Below are 19,368 nucleotides of genomic sequence, written 5' to 3'. Positions count from 1 at the left end.
TGATCAGCCGAGCCGGGTGACGTCCCGCACCGCGCCCTTGTCGGCGCTGAGGGCCATGGCCGCGTAGGCGCGCAGGGCGGTGGAGACCTTGCGCTCGCGGTTCTTCGGGGCGTAGACGCCGCCGAGGGCCTCGCGGCGGGCGGCCAGCTCCTCCTCGGGGACGAGGAGTTCCATCGTGCGGGCCGGGATGTCGATGCGGATCCGGTCGCCGTCCTCGACCAGGGCGATGGTGCCGCCGGAGGCCGCCTCGGGGGAGGCGTGGCCGATGGACAGGCCCGAGGTGCCGCCGGAGAAGCGGCCGTCGGTGATCAGCGCGCAGGCCTTGCCCAGGCCCCGGCCCTTGAGGAAGGAGGTGGGGTAGAGCATTTCCTGCATGCCGGGGCCGCCCTTGGGGCCCTCGTAGCGGATGACGACGACGTCGCCCTCCTTGACCTGCTTGTTCAGGATCCGCTCGACCGCTTCCTCCTGCGACTCGCAGACGACGGCCGGGCCTTCGAAGGTCCAGATCGACTCGTCGACGCCCGCGGTCTTCACCACGCAGCCGTCCTCGGCGAGGTTGCCGTAGAGGACGGCCAGGCCGCCCTCGGTGGAGTAGGCGTGCGCGACGTCGCGGATGCAGCCGCCCTCGGCGTCGGTGTCCAGGGTGTCCCAGCGCTCGGACTGGGAGAAGGCGGTCGCGGAGCGGACGCAGCCGGGGGCGGCGTGGAACAGCTCGACGGCCTCGGCGGACGGCGAACCGCCGCGGATGTCCCACTGCTTGAGCCAGTCGGCGAGCGAGTCGGAGTGCACCGACTGCACGCTCTCGTTGAGCAGGCCCGCGCGGTACAGCTCGCCGAGGATGGCGGGGATGCCACCGGCCCGGTGGACGTCCTCCATGTAATAGACGCCGCCGGGGGCGATGTTGGGCGCGACCTTGGACAGGCAGGGCAGCCGACGGGAGATTTCGTCGATGGCCTGCATGTCGAAGTCGAGACCGGCCTCCTGGGCGGCGGCCAGCAGGTGGAGGATCGTGTTGGTGGAGCCGCCCATGGCGATGTCGAGGGCCATGGCGTTCTCGAAGGCGGCGCGGGAGCCGATGGCGCGCGGCAGGACGGTCTCGTCGTCCTGCTCGTAGTGGCGCTTGGTGATCTCCACGACCGTGCGCCCGGCCGTCTCGTACAGCTCCTTGCGGGCGGTGTGGGTCGCCAGCACCGAGCCGTTGCCCGGCAGGGCCAGGCCCATCGCCTCGGTGAGGCAGTTCATCGAGTTGGCGGTGAACATGCCGGAGCAGGAGCCGCAGGTCGGACAGGCGTTGTCCTCGATGAGGGCGATGTCCTCGTCCGAGACCTTGTCGTTGACGGCCTCGGAGATCGCGGTGATCAGGTCGAGCTTGCGGACCGTGCCGTCGACGAGGGTCGCGCGGCCGGACTCCATGGGACCGCCGGAGACGAAGACGGTCGGGATGTTGAGCCGCATCGCGGCCATCAGCATCCCGGGCGTGATCTTGTCGCAGTTGGAGATGCAGATCAGCGCGTCCGCGCAGTGCGCCTCGACCATGTACTCGACGGAGTCGGCGATCAGGTCGCGGGAGGGGAGGCTGTAGAGCATCCCGCCGTGGCCCATCGCGATGCCGTCGTCGACGGCGATGGTGTTGAACTCGCGCGGAATGCCGCCCGCCTCGTGGATCGCCTCGCTCACGATCCGGCCGACCGGCTGGAGGTGGGTGTGGCCGGGCACGAACTCGGTGAAGCTGTTGGCCACGGCGACGATCGGCTTGCCGAAGTCCTCGCGCGCTACGCCGGAAGCCTGCATAAGGGCGCGCGCGCCCGCCATGTTGCGGCCGTGGGTGACGGTGCGAGACCTCAGCTCGGGCACGGTGCTCGGCTCCCTCGTAAGTGCGTCCTGCGAAGCGGACGTGCGGATCGGTTTCGGAGTCTTCCGACTCTACGCCTGTGGGGCGCGAATCCCGATGCGGTGTCCGGATCCAGAGACGGGCGGCTCACAGTGCGGAACCACGCGTTACTTCTCGGTGAGATACCTCTGGAGCGTCGGACCCACCATGGCGATGATCTCCTCGACGGTCGCGGAGGCCACCGGCTCCATCTTGATCACGTACCGCAGCATCGCGATCCCGATGATCTGGGCGGCCGCGAGCTGGGCCCGGAACTTCGGGTCCGGTACGTCCAGGTCGCGCGCCATCCGCAGCAGCAGCCGCCGCTCGATCATCCCGCGCAGGACGGCGGCGGCCGCCTCGTTCGTGAGCGCGGAGCGCATCACCGCCAGCAGGGGCAGCCGGGTGACCGGGTTCTCCCAGGTGGCGAAGAAGTAGCGGGCCATCCGCTCGCCCGCGCCCTCCCGGCCGCCGCTGTGCACCGCCTCCGGGGCGCCCATGGCGGGCGCCAGGATCAGCTCGATCGCCGCGCCGAAGACCTGGTCCTTGGTGCCGAAGTAGTGGTGGACCAGCGCCGGGTCCACCTCGGCGGCCTTGGCGATGCCGCGGATCGAGGCCTTGTCGTAGCCGCGCTCGGCGAACTCGTTGCGCGCCGCGGCCAGGATGCGGTCGCGGGCTCCGGGGCCGTCGGCCGCGCTGCCGCGGGCGGGGCGGCCGCGGCCGCGGCGGGGCCCGGCGGCGGGCGGCGGGGGTGTGGCGGGGGTCACTTCCGGCGCACCGCCCGGCCCGCCCGGGAGGCCGGGGTCGGGGAGGCCAGATGGAGCCGGGTGAAGGCCAGCGCCTCCGCGAGATCGGCCTCGCGCTCGGCCTGGGACATGGCCCGCCGGGTGTTCACCTCGACCACCACATGGCCGTCGAAACCGGTCCTGGCGAGACGTTCCAGCAGTTCGGCGCAGGGCTGGGAGCCGCGCCCCGGCACCAGGTGCTCGTCCTTGTTGGAGCCCTGGCCGTCGGCGAGGTGGAGATGGGCGAGCCGGTCGCCCATCCGGTCCACCATGTCCAGGGCGTCCGTCCGGGAGGTCGCGGTGTGCGAGAGGTCGATCGTGAAGTGCCGGTAGTCGTCCTTGGTGACGTCCCAGTCCGGGGCGTACGCGAGCATCTCGCGGTCGCGGTACCGCCACGGGAACATGTTCTCCACCGCGAATCGCACGTCGGTCTCGTCCGCCATCCGCCAGATTCCGCGGACGAACTCGCGGGCGTACGAACGCTGCCATCTGAACGGCGGGTGGACGACGACGGTCGACGCGCCCAGCCGCTCGGCCGCCGCCTTGGCCCGCTGCAGCTTGACCCATGGGTCGGTGGACCACACCCGCTGAGTGATCAGCAGACATGGCGCGTGCACGGCAAGGATCGGCACCCCGTGATAATCCGAGAGGCGGCGCAGCGACTCGATGTCCTGGCTGACCGGATCGGTCCACACCATGACCTCGACACCGTCGTAGCCCAGCCGCGCGGCGATCTCGAAGGCCGTCGCCGTCGACTCCGGATAGACCGAGGCGGTGGACAGGGCGACCTTCGCATCCGGGATGCGCACCACTGGCTCTGTCACGAGGGACAGCGTACGGCCGCTGCTCTGTGCGACTAAACCGCGACTGCCGATCACGTCACGCGGGCGGGCCGGTCACGTCATGTCGGCAGGCCCGGTCGCCTCAGGCGGGCGGGCCGGTCACCTCAGGCGGGCGGGCCGGTCACCTCAGGTGGGCGGGCCGGTCACCTCAGGTAGGCAGGCCCGGTCGCCTCAGGTGGGCAGGTGGTCCAGGCGGCGCAGAATGACGCCCTCGCGCAGCGCCCACGGGCAGATCTCCAGCACGTCGACCTCGAACAGATCCATGGCGGCCTCGGCGACCAGCGCCCCCGCCAGCAGCTGCGGGGCGCGCCCCTCGGAGACCCCGGGCAGTTCGGCGCGCTCCGCGGCCGGCATGGCGGCCAGCCGGGGCACCCACTCCTCCAGCGCCTCGCGGGTGAGCCTGCGCTCCACGTACGGGCCCTCGGCGGAGCGGGCGGCGCCCGCGATCCGGGCCAGCTGCTTGAAGGACTTGGAGGTGGCGACCACCTGGTCCGGCGTGCTGTGGCGGCTGAAGTCGCCGACGACGCGGGCGATCTCGGTGCGTACGTGCCGCCGCAGGGCGCGGATGTCCGACGCGTCGGGCGGGTCGCCGGGCAGCCAGCCGGCGGTCAGCCGGCCCGCGCCCAGCGGCAGCGAGACGGCCGCGTCGGGCTCCTCGTCGAGGCCGTACGCGATCTCCAGCGAGCCGCCGCCGATGTCCAGGAGCAGCAGCCTCCCCGACGACCAGCCGCACCAGCGGCGGGCGGCCAGGAAGGTGAGCCGGGCCTCGTCCTCGCCGCTGAGCACGCGCAGCCGTACGCCGGTCTCCTCGGCGACCCGGGCGAGGACGCTGTCCGCGTTGGCCGCCTCCCGGACGGCGGAGGTCGCGAACGGCAGCACCTCCTCGACGCCCTTGTCCTCGGCCGCCTCCAGCGCCTCATTGACCACCGCGATCAGGCGGTCGACGCCTTCGGAGCCGATGGCTCCGTCGCCGTCGAGGAGTTCGGCCAGCCGCAGTTCCGCCTTGTGGGAGTGGGCGGGCAGCGGGCGGGCGCCCTGGTGCGCGTCCACCACCAGCAGATGGACCGTATTCGAACCCACGTCGAGGACACCGAGTCTCATGGCCAGAACGCTACTGTGCGGCCGGTGTGGCCATGCACGGGATCCCGTCCCCGGGGCGCTTACGCCGGGGGCATACCCTTGCACCGTGGCAACGACGAAAAAGGCGAAGCAGGACAAAGGCCGGAAGAACGCCCCGGAGCCGGAGCAGGTCCCGTCCCCGGCGGAGCCGCCCGCGGACGAGGTCGGCCTGGACTTCGCCCGCGCCTGGGCCGAATTCCCCGACCCCGCCGACGAGGAGCAGGTCTTCCGCTGCGACCTGACCTGGCTGACCTCGCGCTGGAGCTGCATTTTCGGCCAGGGCTGCCAGGGCATCCAGGCCGGGCGCGCGGACGACGGCTGCTGCACGCTGGGCGCGCACTTCTCGGACGAGGAGGACGAGGAGCGGGTCGCCCGCCACATGGCCCGGCTGACCCCGGAGATCTGGCAGTTCCACGACGAGGGACACGCCGGGGGGTGGGTGCAGGAGGACGAGGACGGCGACCGTCAGACGCGCCGCTACGACGGCTCGTGCATCTTCCAGAACCGGCCCGGTTTCGCGGGTGGCGCGGGCTGTTCGCTGCACATCCTGGCGCTCCGGGAGGGGCGTGAACCGCTGGAGACCAAGCCGGACGTCTGCTGGCAGCTGCCGGTGCGGCGGTCGTACGAGTGGATCGACCGGCCGGACGACACGCAGGTGCTGCAGATCACGATCGGTGAGTACGACCGGCGGGGGTGGGGACCGGGCGGGCACGACCTGCACTGGTGGTGCACCTCGGCCGTGTCGGCGCACGGCGCCGGGGATCCGGTGTACGTGTCGTATCGGCCGGAGCTGACGGAGCTGATGGGGAAGGCGGGGTACGACCGGCTGGTGGAGCTGTGCGAGGCCCGGCTGGCGGCCTCCCTCCCCCTGGTAGCCCCCCACCCGGCAGACCCGACTCCCTGAGGGGGCTTGGGGCTCCCTCCGTCCCGGGTCTCCTTCACCGTGTTCACCGTGGCGGGCCGCAGGGCCCGCCACTTTTCCGCTCGTCAGTCCTTGGGGGCTTCGGTGGGCGACGGGGGCGGGGTGGAGGGCGGCCGGGTGGGGTCGGGGGATGTCGTGGGGGCCGGAGTGGGCGCCGGGGGTTGGCCCCGGCCCTCGATCAGCACCATCGCCCCCGACGGCGCCACCGTCACCCGCGCCCGCCACCGCCCCGGCGGCTCGCGGTCGCGGTCCACCGACACCGTGATCGTCGCCGTCTGGCCGGGCCGCAGCTCACCGGCGGTGCGGCTGAGCTGGAGCCAGGACGCGCCCGACGCCGAGGCCGACCAGCGCACCGGGGCGCCCCCCGAGGCGGACAGGGTGATGACCGTCACATCGCCGCTCGGCTGGGCCTCCACGGTGAGCCGCCCGGGCCCGGGGGCGGGGCGGGGCGGGGCGGAGCCGCCGCGGCCGCCGGGATCGGGGCGGGCGTCACCCCGGGAGCGCCCGGTGCCCTTGCCGTGCCGCTCGGGTTTGCCGTCCACGCCGATGACCTCGACCGTCACATCGGGCCCCGACGCACCGGCCCGGCTGCCCAGCCGGGCCGCGCCGGAACGGTCCTGCGCGCTGCCCGCCCGCTCGTACGCACGCTTGGCGGACCGATCCTGCTCACCGGCCGGGGCCTCGTCCGAGCCGTCCGCTGCGGCGGCCACCGCGTCCGTGTCGTGCTCGTCCCCGGCGAGCGGCGCGCCCCGGTAGGCGGCCCACAGGGCGAGCACCGGGGCGGCCACGACCGTGGCGACCACGGTCGTGGTGAGGGCGCGGCTGCGCAGTCTGCTGCGACGGGCGGCCCGGTCCTGGGGGTCCAGCGGGAAGCCGCGCCGGTCGAAGCGCGGACCGGCCGCGGCGCGCGCGGGGCGTGCGCTCAAGGCGCACAGCATCGCGGCGTGCACGGCGGAGCGGTCCGCCTCCACCAGCGGCAGCGCGGCGGGGGCGGCGGCCGTGCCCGGCCAGGGGCCGTCCGCCGTGGCCCGCTCGGCCATCCGGCGGCATTCGCGGCAGTCGTCGACATGGCGCACCAGCTCACGGCGGAGCGCGGCGGAGAGCAGTACCTGGGTGTCGCCCGCGAGCCGGGCGACGACGGGGCAGTGGCCCAGCTCCACGACGGCGAGCGCGGCGCGGGTCCGCTCGACCTCGCAGGCGGCGCTGGAGAGCAGGGCGCGGGTCTCGTCGGCGTCCTTGCCGAGCGCGGCGGCGACCTCGGCGGGGCCGAGCTGGTGGCGGACGTGGAGTTCGAGCGCCTCGCGCTGGGCGGCGGTGGTCCCGGCGGCCTCGGGCCAGGCGAGCGCGGCGAGTTCGCGGCGGCGCCGGTCGGCGACGGGCTCGGGCAGCGCGGTGTCCGGACCGCCCCGCCCGCCCGTCGGCTCCCACGACCCCCGCGGCTCCCGCCGCTCCCGCAGCTCGGCGAGCTTGCGCAGACAGGCCCAGCGGGCGACCGCGTAGAGCCACGGACGGCTCGGCTCCTCCTCGGCCTCCGCGCGACCGCGCCCGCGCCCCCGGCCGAGCCGCCGCTCGGCGACGGCCAGCACATCGCCGAGCGTGACGGCCGCGGCGTCGTGCTCGCACAGGACCGACAGGCAGTAGGTGAACAGACCGTCCAGATACGGCTCGTAGCGCGCGGGAGGCCGCTGGGGGCGCGTGGTGGCGACGCGGGGCGCGCGGCGCTGCGCCCGGTGTGCGCCGGTGGCGTGTGTCGAGTGCTCGGACCTGCTGCTCATCACCCGGCGACCGTAGGCGGATGATGCAGACTTGCTCGCCTTACTTCGGCAGTTTTAACCCTTACGGGTGACCATCTCCCTCATAAGGGGACAGGTGTCCCTCTTCCGCGCGCCGGAACTGCTATGAGCCCACAAGCAGCCTGCGCGACCCGCTGTCGGTGGCCGGCGCTAGCGTTGGCGTCATGGCTGCCCGTAGCTCCTCCCGTTCATCCGCCAAGGACCGGCCCTCCTATCGCTGCACCGAGTGCGGCTGGACCACCGCCAAGTGGCTCGGCCGCTGCCCGGAGTGCCAGGCCTGGGGCACGGTCGAGGAGTTCGGCGCGCCCGCCGTGCGGACCACCGCGCCCGGCCGGGTCACCTCGGCCGCCCTGCCCATCGGCCAGGTCGACGGCCGCCAGGCCACCGCCCGTTCCACCGGTGTGGACGAGCTGGACCGGGTGCTCGGCGGCGGCCTGGTTCCCGGCGCCGTGGTGCTGCTGGCCGGGGAGCCCGGCGTCGGCAAGTCGACGCTGCTGCTGGACGTCGCGGCCAAGGCGGCCAGCGACGACCACCGCACGCTGTATGTGACCGCGGAGGAGTCGGCCGGTCAGGTCCGGCTGCGCGCCGATCGCATCGGGGCGCTGAGCGAGCATCTCTACCTCACGGCCGAGACCGATCTGTCCGCCGTGCTCGGCCATCTCGACTCGGTCAAGCCGTCGCTGCTGGTCCTGGACTCCGTGCAGACCGTCGCCTCGCCCGAGATCGACGGCGCGCCCGGCGGCATGGCCCAGGTGCGCGAGGTGGCCGGGGCGCTGATCCGGGCGTCCAAGGAGCGCGGCATGTCCACGCTGCTGGTCGGCCATGTGACGAAGGACGGGGCGATCGCGGGCCCCCGGCTGCTGGAGCACCTGGTCGACGTGGTGCTGCACTTCGAGGGCGACCGGCACGCCCGGCTGCGGCTGGTCCGCGGCGTCAAGAACCGTTACGGGGCGACGGACGAGGTGGGCTGCTTCGAGCTGCACGACGAGGGCATCACCGGCCTCGCCGACCCGTCCGGGCTGTTCCTCACCCGGCGGGCCGAGCCGGTGCCCGGCACCTGTCTGACCGTCACCCTGGAGGGCCGCCGCCCGCTGGTGGCCGAGGTGCAGGCGCTCACCGTCGACTCGCAGATCCCCTCCCCCCGTCGCACCACCTCCGGCCTGGAGACCTCCCGCGTCTCGATGATGCTGGCCGTCCTGGAGCAGCGCGGCCGGATCAGCGCGCTCGGCAAGCGCGACATCTACAGCGCCACGGTGGGCGGGGTGAAGCTGTCCGAGCCCGCGGCGGACCTCGCGGTGGCCCTCGCGCTGGCGAGCGCCGCGAGCGACACCCCGCTGCCCAAGAATCTGGTGGCGATCGGCGAGGTGGGGCTCGCGGGCGAGGTCCGGCGGGTCACGGGGGTGCAGCGGCGGCTGTCCGAGGCCGCCCGGCTGGGCTTCACCCACGCCCTGGTGCCCACCGATCCGGGCCGCGTCCCCGACGGCATGCGGGTGCTGGAGGTGGCGGACATAGGGGACGCACTGCGCGTTCTGCCCCGGCGCGAGCGCGCGGGCCGCGCGCGGGCGGACGCCCCCGAGCAGGGGTGAGCGAGGGGGCGTTCGCGGTGGTGAGCGGGGCGATCCGGACCGCCGGGGAAGCCGCGCTCCACCTCCCGCCCACGGGCGTACGCCGGGAGACCCCACGGGAGGCCGGGGACCGCCGGTAGACTTTGCCCTGGTCTCGCCCGTACGCGGCCTCGTCAGCGGCGCGGAAGGGCGACTCGCGGCACCGATTCAGACCTTGTGACGGAGGAGTGCAGTGGCAGCAGGCGACCGGGCATCGAATCCCGGCAAAGCCGACAGTCTGATGCGTGCCACTCTGAGCGCCGTCGCGCCGGGTACGGCCCTGCGTGACGGCCTTGAGCGAATCCTCCGTGGAAACACGGGCGGGCTCATCGTGCTCGGCACCGACAAGACCGTGGAGTCGCTGTGTACCGGCGGCTTCATCATCGACGTCGAGTTCACCGCCACCCGGCTGCGCGAACTGTGCAAGCTGGACGGCGCGCTGGTACTCGACAAGGACATCAGCAAGATCGTGCGGGCGGGGGTGCAGCTCGTCCCGGACGCGGCGATCGCCACCGAGGAGACCGGCACCCGGCACCGCACCGCACAGCGCGTCTCCATCCAGACCGGGTTCCCGGTCGTGTCCGTCAGCCAGTCCATGCGGCTGATCGCGCTGTACGTGGACGGGCTGCGGCGGGTCCTGGAGGATTCCGCCGCCATCCTCTCCCGCGCCAACCAGGCGCTGGCCACCCTGGAGCGGTACAAGCTCCGGCTGGACGAGGTCGCGGGCACCCTCTCCGCGCTGGAGATCGAGGACCTGGTCACCGTCCGGGACGTCAGCGCGGTGGCGCAGCGGCTGGAGATGGTCCGGCGCATCGCCACCGAGATCGCCGAGTACGTGGTGGAGCTGGGCACGGACGGCCGTCTGCTCTCGCTCCAGCTGGACGAGCTGATCGCGGGCGTCGAGCCGGAGCGGGAGCTGGTCGTACGGGACTACGTGCCCGAGCCGACCGCCAAGCGCACCCGCACCGTGGCCGACGCGCTCGCCGAGCTGGACCGGCTCACCCACACCGAGCTGCTCGAACTCCCCATCGTGGCCCGCGCCCTGGGGTATACGGGCTCCCCCGAGACCCTGGACTCGGCGGTCTCCCCGCGCGGCTTCCGGCTGCTGGCCAAGGTGCCGAGGCTGCCGGGGGCGATCATCGAGCGGCTGGTGGAGCACTTCGGCGGGCTGCAGAAGCTGCTGGCCGCGAGCGTGGACGATCTGCAGATGGTCGACGGCGTGGGCGAGGCCCGGGCCCGCTCGGTCCGCGAGGGCCTGTCGCGGCTGGCGGAGTCGTCGATCCTGGAGCGGTACGTGTAGCGACACAACAGAGGGGGCCGGATCCGTATCGGATCCGGCCCCCTCTGTTGTCAGCCGCTAATCCTTGGCGAGGACGAACGACACCTTGGCCGCGCCCAGGCCGTCCAGCTCCGCCTCGACCAGGTAGGTGCCGGGGCCCGCGGCCTTGCCGCCCTTCGGCGTCGCGCAGTGGGCGGCGGTGCGCTCGCGGTCCCATTCCACGGTGCGCTTGGTCTCGCCGGAGGCGGGCACCTCGATCAGGGCGGTGGCGGTGCCCTCGGGGCAGTCGTCCGAGGCCCAGACGTGCTCGTTGTCCGCGTCCGTGATGGTCAGGGAGGCGGCCGACCGGCCGAAGTCCACCGCGCAGGAGCTGTTCGAGGAGTTCTTCACGGTGATTTCGAACGTCGGCTTCTCATCCGCCTCGTAGGTGTTCTTCACCTTCGCGTCCTTGACGCTGCGCACCGTCAGCTCGACATCGCCGCGCTTGCACTCCGGCAGGCTCGACCCCACGGGCAGCCCCTGGCCGTCCCCGTCGCCGAGACCGTCGCCGGTGCCGCCGGTGGCCCCGCCGCCGCCCGTGCCGCCCGAGGTGCCGTCGCCGCCCGCGCCCGAGCCGCCGGTGTCACCGGAGCCGGACCCGGATCCGGAGCCCGAACCGGGGCCCGTGCCGCCGGTGTCCGACTCGTCGCGCCCGCCCGGCCGTTCGCTGTTCACCGGCCCGGAGGTGGTCGGCCCGGGGGTAATCGTGCGTGCGGGGCCGCCGCCGCCCGGTCCCTTGCCCTCGTCGCTTCCGCCGCCGCCCGAACCACCCCAGCCGAAGGCCCAGATGACGAGCAGCGCGATGAGGGCGAGCAGGGCCAGCGCAACAGCCCTCCGCCGCCAGTAGATGGAGGAGGGAAGCGGCCCGATCGGATTGCGCAGAGATCCCACGTGGAAACTCTATGGGAGATCAGGCCCCGCACCCGCCAATAACCGCCGCCGGACTCCCTACTTTTCTCATCATCCGACCGGATCGGCCACCCGGGCGACAACAGCCCGGCCCGTACCCGGCCATCCGCCGCGCAACCTCACCTGAATTGCACCGTTTCGCACGGATCTGCCCCGGCTCGACCCGAACGCCCGCGCCTCCGGACCCCATCGGGCGTTCCGTCGTGTCAGGATCGGATGTGATGACTGCCATTTCCGCCGCCCCGGCCGCCGCAACCCCGACCCCCGACGGTGCCGAGCTCCACCGGCCCGTCATCGACTGGTTCGACGCCCATGCCCGCGACCTCCCCTGGCGCCGCCCGGAGGCCGGAGCGTGGGGTGTGATGGTGAGCGAGTTCATGCTCCAGCAGACACCGGTGAGCCGCGTGCTGCCGGTGTACGAGCAGTGGCTCGCCCGCTGGCCGCGCCCCGCCGACCTGGCCGCCGAGCCGCCCGGTGAGGCGGTCCGCGCCTGGGGCCGCCTCGGCTATCCGCGCCGGGCGCTGCGGCTGCACGGCGCGGCGGCGGCGATAAGGGAGCGGCACGGCGGCGACGTACCGGAGGAGCACGCGCAGCTGCTCGCGCTGCCCGGGGTCGGCGAGTACACGGCGGCGGCCGTGGCCTCGTTCGCGTACGGACAGCGCCACCCGGTGCTGGACACCAATGTGCGCCGGGTGTTCGCGCGGGCGGTCGGCGGCGTCCAGTACCCGCCGAACGCCACCACCGCCGCCGAGCGCAAGCTCGCCCGCGCCCTGCTGCCGGACGACGAGCGGACGGCGTCGCGCTGGGCAGCGGCCACCATGGAGCTGGGCGCGCTGGTCTGCACGGCCCGCACCCCCGACTGCGCCCGCTGCCCCATCTCCGCGTCCTGCGCCTGGCGCGGGGCCGGTTCGCCGGAGCACGACGGCCCCCCGCGGCGCGGCCAGACGTACGCCGGGACGGACCGTCAGGTGCGCGGCAAGCTGCTGGCGGTGTTGCGGGAGGCGGTCGCGCCGGTGCCGCAGGCGGCGCTGGACCAGGTGTGGAACGAGCCGGTGCAGCGGGCCCGGGCGCTCGACGGGCTGGTCTCCGACGGTCTCGTCGAACCGCTCGCGGGCGGCCTCTACCGGCTGCCGCTGACGTGATCCGGCGTCCCTTGCCACCCCTCGATTTCACGGCCTCACCAGGGAGTCTGTGACAGGGCTGTGACACTGCCAGGACCCGGTTCTGACACTGCGTCGGGCCGGGTTCCGCTGTTACACAACCTATGGACAGCTGTGCGTATCCCGAGGTGCTGACGCACATGGCGCCGCAACAGCTCCTCCGTAGCGTCCTTCCCGTGCCGGGCGAACGACCGGCATCCAACGTGGGGAAGACAGCGGGATGGAGGGCTGCGTGATGACCGGCAGCAGCGGCAAGGTTCTGGACTTCGAGGAGTACGTGCGCAACCGGCAGGACGCGCTGCTGCGCAGCGCCCGCCGGCTGGTTCCGGACCCGATCGAGGCACAGGACCTCCTGCAGACCGCGCTCGTGCGCACCTACGGCCGCTGGGACGGGATAGCCGACAAGTCCCTCGCCGACGCGTATCTCCGCCGCGTCATGATCAACACCCGGACCGAGTGGTGGCGCGCCCGCAAGCTGGACGAGGTGCCCACCGAGCAGCTGCCGGAGTCCAGCGTCGACGACGGCACCGAGCAGCACGCCGACCGGGCCCTGCTCATCGACATCCTCGGGGTGCTGGCTCCCAAGCAGCGCAGTGTCGTGGTGCTGCGACACTGGGAGCAGATGACGACGGAGGAGACGGCGGAGGCGCTCGGTATGTCGACCGGCACGGTCAAGAGCACGCTGCACCGGGCGCTCGCCCGGCTGCGGCAGGAGCTGGAGAGCCGCGAGCTGGATGCCCGCGCGCTCGGCCGCGAGCGGGCGGGCGAGCCCGCCGCGAAGCCGCTCCGGGTCCGGAACCAGGTCCGGCGTGACCGCCAGGAGCGGGGGCAGGAACGGTGCGCGGCCTGATCAGGGCCTCTCCTGACAGGACCAGCAGGACCGGCATGACCCGCAGGTCTGCCATCATCTCCGGCGGCGCGGTCGTGGGCCTCGCGGCCGCGGGGGGCTGGATGCTGGCCGGATGCGGTTCCGGCAGCCAGGGCGTGCGGACGGAGGGCCCGGCACGCACCCAGTGGACCTCGCCCTCCGTGCAGGACCACGGCTCGTACGCGGGCGGCGGGACGACCAAGCCGCCGGCCGTGCGGAAGGCCGACGCGGTGCGACTGATCAAAGAGGACCCGAAGGTCGGCCAGGACCTGAAGTCGCACCTCCAGCCGTGTACGGCGGCGGCCGGGAAGGGGAAGCCGGTCAAGGGCTACCCGGTGGAGGTGGCCCGGGGGGAGCTGACCGGATCCGCCGCGTCCGATCTCGTCATCAACGTCACGAGCTGCGACGACGGCTTCGGCATCGGCTCGTATGTGTACCGCAAGGTGGGGCCTCGGTACGAGAACGTCTTCCGCGACGAGCAGCCGCCGGTCTACGCCGACGTCGTCAAGGGCGATCTGAGCGTCACCAAGCTCTCGTACGCCTCGGGGGACACCGTCTGCTGCCCTTCACGCGAAGATGTGATCACCTACCGTTGGGCGGCAGGCAGGGAGGCGTTCACCGTGATCCGGCACAAGCACACCGACTACAGCAAGAACGGCCCCACGGAGGACCCCGCTCCCAGCGCCGCCGTGAAGGACAGCGGCGAGGACGACGGAACGGAAGGCTGAACCGAGGCTGTGGCCGAAACCCATGTGCTCTTCGTCGAGGACGACGACGTCATCCGCGAGGCCACCCAGCTCGCCCTGGAGCGCGACGGCTTCCTGGTGACCGCCGCGCCCGACGGACTGACCGGGCTGGAGCGGTTCCGTGCCTCCCGGCCGGACATCGCCCTGCTGGATGTGATGGTGCCGGGCCTGGACGGGGTCAGCCTGTGCCGCCGGATCCGCGACGAGTCCACCGTGCCCGTGATCATGCTGTCGGCCCGCGCCGACTCGATCGACGTGGTGCTGGGCCTGGAGGCCGGGGCGGACGACTACGTCACCAAGCCCTTCGACGGCGCCGTGCTGGTCGCCCGCATCCGGGCCGTACTGCGCCGTTTCGGCCACGCCAGCGGCCCCGGCGGCCGCGGCGGCGAGCAGCCGGGCCCCGAGGAGGCCGGGGGCGGGGTGCTGCGCTTCGGCGACCTGGAGGTGGACCCGGAGGGCATGGAGGTCCGCAAGGGCGGTGAGCAGGTCGCGCTGACGCCGACCGAGATGCGGCTGCTGCTGGAGTTCTCGACCGCGCCCGGCACCGTGCTCTCCCGCGACCGTCTGCTGGAGCGGGTGTGGGAGTACGGCTGGGGCGGGGACACCCGGGTCGTCGACGTCCACGTCCAGCGGCTGCGCGGCAAGATAGGCCAGGACCGCATCGAGACGGTCCGCGGCTTCGGCTACAAGCTCAGGGGCTGAAGCCAGACCATGGTGAGACTCGCCCTCCGCTCCGGACTGCGCTGGAAGGTCAGCCTGGCCATCGCCGCGGTGAGCGCGCTGGTCGCCGTCGCGCTGAGCCTGGTCGTCCACAACGCCGCCCGGGTCTCGATGCTGGACAACAGCCGCACGGTGATGGACGAGCGGGTCAAGGTCGCCCAGAAGTGGTACGAGCAGTCGCGGGTGCTGGGCTTCGGCGCCAAGCTGGACGACCAGCGGCTCCCCGAGGACCTGCGGAAGTTCGCGGCGCGCGGGCAGCGCGCCACCTATCTGGAGGACTCCGGCACCGGCAGCCCCGAGGTGTGGGCGTCGGTGCCGCTGCGCGACGGCAAGGTGCTCTCCGTCCACACCCGCTTCCAGGACCGCTTCGCCGTCCTGGACGACCTGGACCGGGTGCTGATCCTCGGCTCGGTCTCCGTGGTGCTGGGCGGGATCGCGCTCGGCGTGCTCATAGGCGATCAGCTCTCGCGGCGGCTGCGCAAGGCCGCCACCGCGGCCCGCAAACTCGCCGAGGGCGACTCCGAGGTGCGGGTACGGGACGCCATCGGCGGCCGGGTGCGCGACGAGACCGACGACCTGGCGCGCGCCGTCGACGGCATGGCCGAGGCGCTGCAGGAGCGGCTGGAGGCCGAGCGCCGGGTCACCGCCGACATCGCGCACGAGCTGCGCACCCCGGTCACCGGGCTGCTCACCGCCGCCGAACTGCTGCCCCCGGGCCGCCCCACCGAGCTGGTACGGGACCGGGCGCAGGCGATGCGCACGCTGGTCGAGGACGTACTGGAGGTGGCCCGGCTGGACGGCTTCGCCGAGCGGGCCGAACTCCAGGAGATCGACCTCGCCGAGTTCATCACCCGCCGGGTGCGGGTGGTGTCCCCGGACGCCGTGGTCACGGTGGTGTCCCGGGACGCCCACGTCTCCACCGACCCGCGGCGGCTGGAGCGCATCCTCGGCAATCTGCTGGCCAACGCCGCCCGGCACGGCAAGCCGCCGTTCGAGGTCACCGTGGAGGGGCGGGTGCTGCGGGTCCGCGACCACGGGCCCGGCTTCCCGGAGGCGCTGCTGAAGGACGGGCCGAGCCGGTTCCGTACCGGCAGCAAGGACCGGGCGGGCAAGGGCCACGGGCTGGGCCTGACCATCGCCGCGGGCCAGGCCCGGGTGCTGGGCGCGCGGCTGACGTTCCGTAACGCCGATCCGGCGGCGGAGGGGGAGGACGGCGCGGTGGCGGTGCTCTGGCTGCCGGAGTCGGCGCCCACCAACACCGGCAGCTTCCCCATCATCGAGGTCCCGGACTGAGCGGTCCCGGACTGAGCCGTCCCGGGCTGAAGACATACGCGAGCCGCCCGCCCCTCGGTGAGGGACGGGCGGCTGGCGTACGTCTCGTACCCGTCAGACGGGCTCGGCCACCGGCTTCATGGCCGGGGCCTCAGCGCCGTCGCCGTCCTCGGACTTGGCGGCGGAGGTGCGCAGCGGGACCTCCTTGATGAACCAGGCCGCGAGGAACCCGACGACGCTGATCACCGCGCCCCACAGGAAGACCTGGTGCGCGCCGCTGGCCACGGCGTGCATGTAGGCGTCCTTGATGGGCGGGGGCAGCTTCTGGATGCTGTCCGGGTCGAGCTGGGCGCTGCCGGAGGTGGCGGCCGCGGCCTTCGCGCCGCCGCGCTCGGCCATGGTCTGCCCCACCTGGTTGGTGAACAGAGCACCGAGGATCGCGACGCCGAAGGAGCCGCCCAGGGTGCGGAAGAGGGTGGCGGAGGAGCTGCCGACGCCCATGTCCTTCATCTCGACGCTGTTCTGCGCGATCAGCATGGTCGTCTGCATGAGGAAGCCCATGCCCGCGCCGAGCACCGTCATGTAGATGCCGGAGGTGAGGCGGGTGGTCTCGGTGTCCATCTGCGCCAGCAGGAACATGCCCGCGGTGATCAGGAAGCCGCCCAGGATCGGGAAGACCTTGTACTTGCCGGTCTGGGTGGTGACCCGGCCCGCGACCAGCGAGACGGCCATCATGCCGAGCAGCATCGGGAGCAGCAGCAGGCCGGAGTTGGTCGCGCTGGCGCCCTGGACGGTCTGCTGGAAGAGCGGCAGGAAGGTCATCGAGCCGAACATCACGAAACCGGTGAGGAAGCCGATGACGGTGACCAGCGAGAAGTTGCCGATCCGGAAGATGTGCAGCGGCAGTACGGGTTCGGCGACCCGCTTCTCGACGAACAGGAACGCGGCGAGCGCGACGACGCCGAGCACCCCGAGCCCGATGATCTCGGCCGAGTCCCAGGCGTACTCGTTGCCGCCCCAGGTGGTGAGCAGCACGAGCGCGGTGATGCCCACGGTCAGCAGGGCCGCGCCGGTGTAGTCGATCCGTCCCTCGAAGCGCTTCTTGGGCAGGTGGAGCACCGCGCTGATCGCGAACAGGGCGACCGCGCCGAGCGGGATGTTGATGTAGAAGATCCAGCGCCAGCCGAGGTGGTCGGTGATCGTGCCGCCGACCAGCGGGCCGCCGATCATGGCCACGGCCATCACACCGGCCATGATGCCCTGGTACCGGCCGCGCTCCCGCGGCGGCACCAGATCGCCGATGATCGCCATCACACCGACCATCAGACCGCCCGCGCCCAGGCCCTGTATGGCCCGGAAGCCGATCAGCTGACCCATCGTCTGGGCCATGCCGGAGAGGGCCGAACCGGCGAGGAACAGGGCGATGGAGGTGAGGAAGACGCCCTTGCGGCCGTACATGTCGCCGAGCTTGCCCCAGATGGGGGTCGAGGCGGCGGTCGCCAGGGTGTACGCGGTCACCACCCAGGAGAGGTGGTCGAGCCCGCCCAGCTCGCCGACGATGGTCGGCATCGCGGTGCCGACGATCATGTTGTCGAGCATCGCGAGCAGCATCGCGATCATGAGCGCCAAGATCACCACGCTGGTGCTGCGGGTCTTCGGCTCTTTACCCTCTTTACCCGGGGTGGCTTGGGCCGTGCCCTGTGTGGGCAGGGAAGCGGGGGGCGCTTCACCTTCTGGTTTTTTCTGGGACATGATCTCCACTCCCCCTGGTTACGACGAGCTCCGGTGACGCGCCACTTACCTGCCGCCCGGCTAGTTGAGTACAGTGGGAACGGTAAGACGTCTACTAGCCGGGCGTCAAGTAAGTTACGTTCGGCCTGCTCAGAGGGCTGGCCCCCACCCCCACAGGAGAGCATCTTGGGCAGCACACCGCGCCGGGGCGACACCCGTCAGCGCATCCAGGACGTGGCCCTGGAGCTCTTCGCCCAGCGCGGATACGAGAAGACCTCGCTGCGCGAGATCGCCGAACAGCTCGACGTCACCAAGGCGGCGCTCTACTACCACTTCAAGACCAAGGAAGACATCGTCCTCAGCCTCTTCCAGGACCTGAGCAAGCCGCTCGACGAGCTGATCGCCTGGGGCGAGCGGCAGCCGCGCACCCTGGAGACCAAGCGGGAGCTGCTGCGCCGCTACAGCGCCGCTCTGGCCGATGTCGAACCGCTGCTGCGCTTCATGCAGGAGAACCAGGCGACGGTGCGCGAGCTGAGCATCGGCCAGGTCTTCAAGGACCGCATGATCGCGATGTCCGCCCTCATCCGCGACCCCGACGCGGGCCTGACCGAGCAAGTCCGCTGCACGACCGCGCTCTTCAGCATGCACGCGGGGGCCTTCGCGCTGCAAACGATCGAGGGCGACCCCGAGGAGAAGCGGCAAGCCGTCCTCGAAGTCGCCCTCGACCTTCTAACCCAGGCGCACGCGCCAGCGGAGCGCCTGGGCGAATCGTGACCCGTCGGTCAGATCGTGACGCCGGTCAGACCTTGACGCCGTGCTGCCGCAGGAAGGCCAGCGGCTCCACCGCCGTGCCGTAGTTGGGCGTCGTACGGATCTCGAAGTGCAGATGCGGCCCGGTCGTGTTGCCGGTGTTGCCGGACAGCCCGATCCGCTGGCCGGTGGTCACGCTCTGGCCTATTCGCACGTCGATCCGCGAGAGGTGCGCGTACTGCGAGTACGTGCTGTTGTCGTGCTTGATCACGATGGCGTTGCCGTACGCAGGACCGTCGCCGCCGCCGTTCGGGCCCGCCTTCACCACGACACCGGTGTGCACGGCGCGCACCGGGGTGCCGGAGGGCACCACGAAGTCCTGGCCGCTGTGGTTGTGCGACCACAGGTTGCCCGCCAGGCCGAAGGCGGCGCCCAGCGCGTACTTGGCGACCGGGGTCTCCCACGTGTCGGCCTTCTTGGCCTCGGCCGCCCGGGCCGGGCCACTGGGGGCGGTCGCCTCCGCGGCGAACGTCACCCCGGCGCCGAGCGCGAGAGATGCGCCCACGCCCACGGCGATCACGGCGGCGCGGGCCCGCGCGAGGGACGAATGCGAATTGCGATAACGACGGGTGGTGGCGCGCGGGGCCATAGGGGACTACCTCCGGGAATGCAGGAAGACGATGCCCCTTGGTATCCCGTTCGCGCGATATGGCCAAGATGCGCCGCTACTAAGCGCTTCCGTAGTTCGTGCGACTATGGCGCTCTTTCCGGAAGGGAATTCCATCCCCTCTGACCTGGCCATCTACCCTGGATCGCCGCGATTCCTAATTCCCGTAGTAGGCCCCCGGGGCGCTGTGCCGCATATCACCGTGCGGCACGATCCCCGCCCCTTGCGCAGGGACCTCCGATTGTCCGTTTCGGGACCAAAGTCCCTCCCCCGCCGCTATGCTGACCGGCCA

General features: G+C 72.3%; 18 protein-coding genes. 10 read left to right on the top strand and 8 right to left on the bottom strand.

The genetic code is table 11. The features are described from left to right. Nucleotides 1–3 precede the first annotated feature (3 nt). From ilvD to ACZ6CL_RS34550, 4 genes are all read right to left on the bottom strand, one after another. Entirely contained in the window at nucleotides 4–1,854 is a 1,851-nt protein-coding gene (gene ilvD / locus ACZ6CL_RS34565; RefSeq protein ID WP_468943273.1) for a dihydroxy-acid dehydratase, read from the bottom strand. A gap of 144 nt (nucleotides 1,855–1,998) precedes the next feature. Continuing rightward, entirely contained in the window at nucleotides 1,999–2,637 is a 639-nt protein-coding gene (locus ACZ6CL_RS34560; protein WP_468943270.1) for a TetR/AcrR family transcriptional regulator, read from the bottom strand. Beyond that, on the bottom strand, nucleotides 2,634–3,479 hold the full coding sequence (locus ACZ6CL_RS34555) for a sugar phosphate isomerase/epimerase family protein (RefSeq protein WP_468943268.1): 846 nt from the start codon (nucleotides 3,477–3,479) through the stop codon (nucleotides 2,634–2,636). Before ACZ6CL_RS34555 ends, ACZ6CL_RS34560 begins: the two co-directional genes overlap by 4 nt. 189 nt (nucleotides 3,480–3,668) lie before the next feature. Continuing rightward, the gene (locus ACZ6CL_RS34550) at nucleotides 3,669–4,598 is read right to left on the bottom strand and encodes a Ppx/GppA family phosphatase (protein ID WP_468943265.1); all 930 of its coding nucleotides are present in this window, start codon (nucleotides 4,596–4,598) and stop codon (nucleotides 3,669–3,671) included. 85 nt (nucleotides 4,599–4,683) lie between these two features. Here ACZ6CL_RS34550 and ACZ6CL_RS34545 point away from each other — a divergent pair, with 85 nt between their 5' ends. Next, the gene (locus tag ACZ6CL_RS34545; RefSeq protein WP_468943262.1) at nucleotides 4,684–5,520 is read left to right on the top strand and encodes a DUF3109 family protein; all 837 of its coding nucleotides are present in this window, start codon (nucleotides 4,684–4,686) and stop codon (nucleotides 5,518–5,520) included. A gap of 83 nt (nucleotides 5,521–5,603) precedes the next feature. On the opposite strand, the gene ACZ6CL_RS34540 is transcribed toward ACZ6CL_RS34545, so the two are convergent. Beyond that, complete coding sequence (locus ACZ6CL_RS34540) at nucleotides 5,604–7,313, bottom strand: BACON domain-containing protein (protein WP_468943260.1); 1,710 nt, start codon at nucleotides 7,311–7,313, stop codon at nucleotides 5,604–5,606. A 182-nt stretch (nucleotides 7,314–7,495) separates the two neighbouring features. On the opposite strand from ACZ6CL_RS34540, the gene radA reads away from it, so the two are divergent. Together radA and disA are read left to right on the top strand one after the other, a co-directional pair. After that, nucleotides 7,496–8,917 (top strand): DNA repair protein RadA, encoded by a 1,422-nt coding sequence (gene radA, locus ACZ6CL_RS34535; protein WP_468943259.1) that lies wholly within the window; start codon nucleotides 7,496–7,498, stop codon nucleotides 8,915–8,917. Between the two features lie 259 nt (nucleotides 8,918–9,176). Next, a complete protein-coding gene (gene disA, locus ACZ6CL_RS34530) occupies nucleotides 9,177–10,235 on the top strand; it encodes a DNA integrity scanning diadenylate cyclase DisA (RefSeq protein WP_385447599.1) in 1,059 nt (352 codons plus the stop codon). Between the two features lie 57 nt (nucleotides 10,236–10,292). Here the strand turns inward: disA and ACZ6CL_RS34525 are convergent, their stop codons facing one another. Beyond that, on the bottom strand, nucleotides 10,293–11,144 hold the full coding sequence (locus ACZ6CL_RS34525) for a hypothetical protein (protein WP_468943256.1): 852 nt from the start codon (nucleotides 11,142–11,144) through the stop codon (nucleotides 10,293–10,295). A 239-nt stretch (nucleotides 11,145–11,383) separates the two neighbouring features. On the opposite strand from ACZ6CL_RS34525, the gene ACZ6CL_RS34520 reads away from it, so the two are divergent. The 5 genes from ACZ6CL_RS34520 (at nucleotide 11,384) to cseC (ending at nucleotide 15,949) form a co-directional block, all read left to right on the top strand. Continuing rightward, nucleotides 11,384–12,304: an HhH-GPD family protein gene (locus ACZ6CL_RS34520; protein WP_468943254.1), complete on the top strand. Its 921-nt coding sequence runs from the start codon at nucleotides 11,384–11,386 to the stop codon at nucleotides 12,302–12,304. 253 nt (nucleotides 12,305–12,557) lie between these two features. Beyond that, entirely contained in the window at nucleotides 12,558–13,172 is a 615-nt protein-coding gene (locus tag ACZ6CL_RS34515) for a SigE family RNA polymerase sigma factor (RefSeq protein WP_468943252.1), read from the top strand. Between the two features lie 35 nt (nucleotides 13,173–13,207). Then, a complete protein-coding gene (locus ACZ6CL_RS34510) occupies nucleotides 13,208–13,918 on the top strand; it encodes a hypothetical protein (protein WP_468943249.1) in 711 nt (236 codons plus the stop codon). A 9-nt stretch (nucleotides 13,919–13,927) separates the two neighbouring features. Beyond that, nucleotides 13,928–14,638, top strand: coding sequence for a two-component system response regulator CseB (cseB, locus tag ACZ6CL_RS34505; RefSeq protein WP_468943246.1), 711 nt, complete (start codon nucleotides 13,928–13,930; stop codon nucleotides 14,636–14,638). Between the two features lie 9 nt (nucleotides 14,639–14,647). Then, nucleotides 14,648–15,949 (top strand): two-component system sensor histidine kinase CseC, encoded by a 1,302-nt coding sequence (cseC, locus tag ACZ6CL_RS34500; RefSeq protein ID WP_468943243.1) that lies wholly within the window; start codon nucleotides 14,648–14,650, stop codon nucleotides 15,947–15,949. A gap of 93 nt (nucleotides 15,950–16,042) precedes the next feature. On the opposite strand, the gene ACZ6CL_RS34495 is transcribed toward cseC, so the two are convergent. Continuing rightward, entirely contained in the window at nucleotides 16,043–17,548 is a 1,506-nt protein-coding gene (locus ACZ6CL_RS34495) for an MDR family MFS transporter (protein WP_468943241.1), read from the bottom strand. Here ACZ6CL_RS34495 and ACZ6CL_RS34490 point away from each other — a divergent pair. After that, nucleotides 17,547–17,717, top strand: a complete 171-nt coding sequence (locus ACZ6CL_RS34490; protein ID WP_468943238.1) for a hypothetical protein — start codon at nucleotides 17,547–17,549, stop codon at nucleotides 17,715–17,717. The genes ACZ6CL_RS34495 and ACZ6CL_RS34490 overlap by 2 nt on opposite strands. Before the next feature lie 128 nt (nucleotides 17,718–17,845). Beyond that, nucleotides 17,846–18,433 (top strand): TetR/AcrR family transcriptional regulator, encoded by a 588-nt coding sequence (locus tag ACZ6CL_RS34485; protein WP_468943236.1) that lies wholly within the window; start codon nucleotides 17,846–17,848, stop codon nucleotides 18,431–18,433. 25 nt (nucleotides 18,434–18,458) lie between these two features. Here ACZ6CL_RS34485 and ACZ6CL_RS34480 read toward each other — a convergent pair whose 3' ends face one another. Further along, complete coding sequence (locus ACZ6CL_RS34480; protein ID WP_468943233.1) at nucleotides 18,459–19,058, bottom strand: M23 family metallopeptidase; 600 nt, start codon at nucleotides 19,056–19,058, stop codon at nucleotides 18,459–18,461. Nucleotides 19,059–19,368: the final 310 nt, after the last annotated feature.

This window comes from Streptomyces sp. NPDC041200 (assembly GCF_055591805.1).
Note: the sequence above shows the minus strand (reverse complement) of the source record. Positions and strands in the feature narration are given on the sequence as shown.

What these genes read in the sequence shown, in the direction of transcription:
- ACZ6CL_RS34515 (WP_468943252.1), top strand. Translation starts at nt 12,558, where the DNA reads ATGACCGGCAGCAGCGGCAAGGTTCTGGACTTCGAGGAGTACGTGCGC.
- ACZ6CL_RS34480 (WP_468943233.1), bottom strand. Translation starts at nt 19,058, where the DNA reads ATGGCCCCGCGCGCCACCACCCGTCGTTATCGCAATTCGCATTCGTCC.
- cseC (WP_468943243.1), top strand. Translation starts at nt 14,648, where the DNA reads ATGGTGAGACTCGCCCTCCGCTCCGGACTGCGCTGGAAGGTCAGCCTG.
- ACZ6CL_RS34520 (WP_468943254.1), top strand. Translation starts at nt 11,384, where the DNA reads ATGACTGCCATTTCCGCCGCCCCGGCCGCCGCAACCCCGACCCCCGAC.
- ACZ6CL_RS34540 (WP_468943260.1), bottom strand. Translation starts at nt 7,313, where the DNA reads ATGAGCAGCAGGTCCGAGCACTCGACACACGCCACCGGCGCACACCGG.
- ACZ6CL_RS34510 (WP_468943249.1), top strand. Translation starts at nt 13,208, where the DNA reads ATGACCCGCAGGTCTGCCATCATCTCCGGCGGCGCGGTCGTGGGCCTC.
- disA (WP_385447599.1), top strand. Translation starts at nt 9,177, where the DNA reads ATGCGTGCCACTCTGAGCGCCGTCGCGCCGGGTACGGCCCTGCGTGAC.
- ACZ6CL_RS34490 (WP_468943238.1), top strand. Translation starts at nt 17,547, where the DNA reads ATGAGCGCCAAGATCACCACGCTGGTGCTGCGGGTCTTCGGCTCTTTA.
- radA (WP_468943259.1), top strand. Translation starts at nt 7,496, where the DNA reads ATGGCTGCCCGTAGCTCCTCCCGTTCATCCGCCAAGGACCGGCCCTCC.
- ACZ6CL_RS34550 (WP_468943265.1), bottom strand. Translation starts at nt 4,598, where the DNA reads ATGAGACTCGGTGTCCTCGACGTGGGTTCGAATACGGTCCATCTGCTG.
- ACZ6CL_RS34495 (WP_468943241.1), bottom strand. Translation starts at nt 17,548, where the DNA reads ATGATCGCGATGCTGCTCGCGATGCTCGACAACATGATCGTCGGCACC.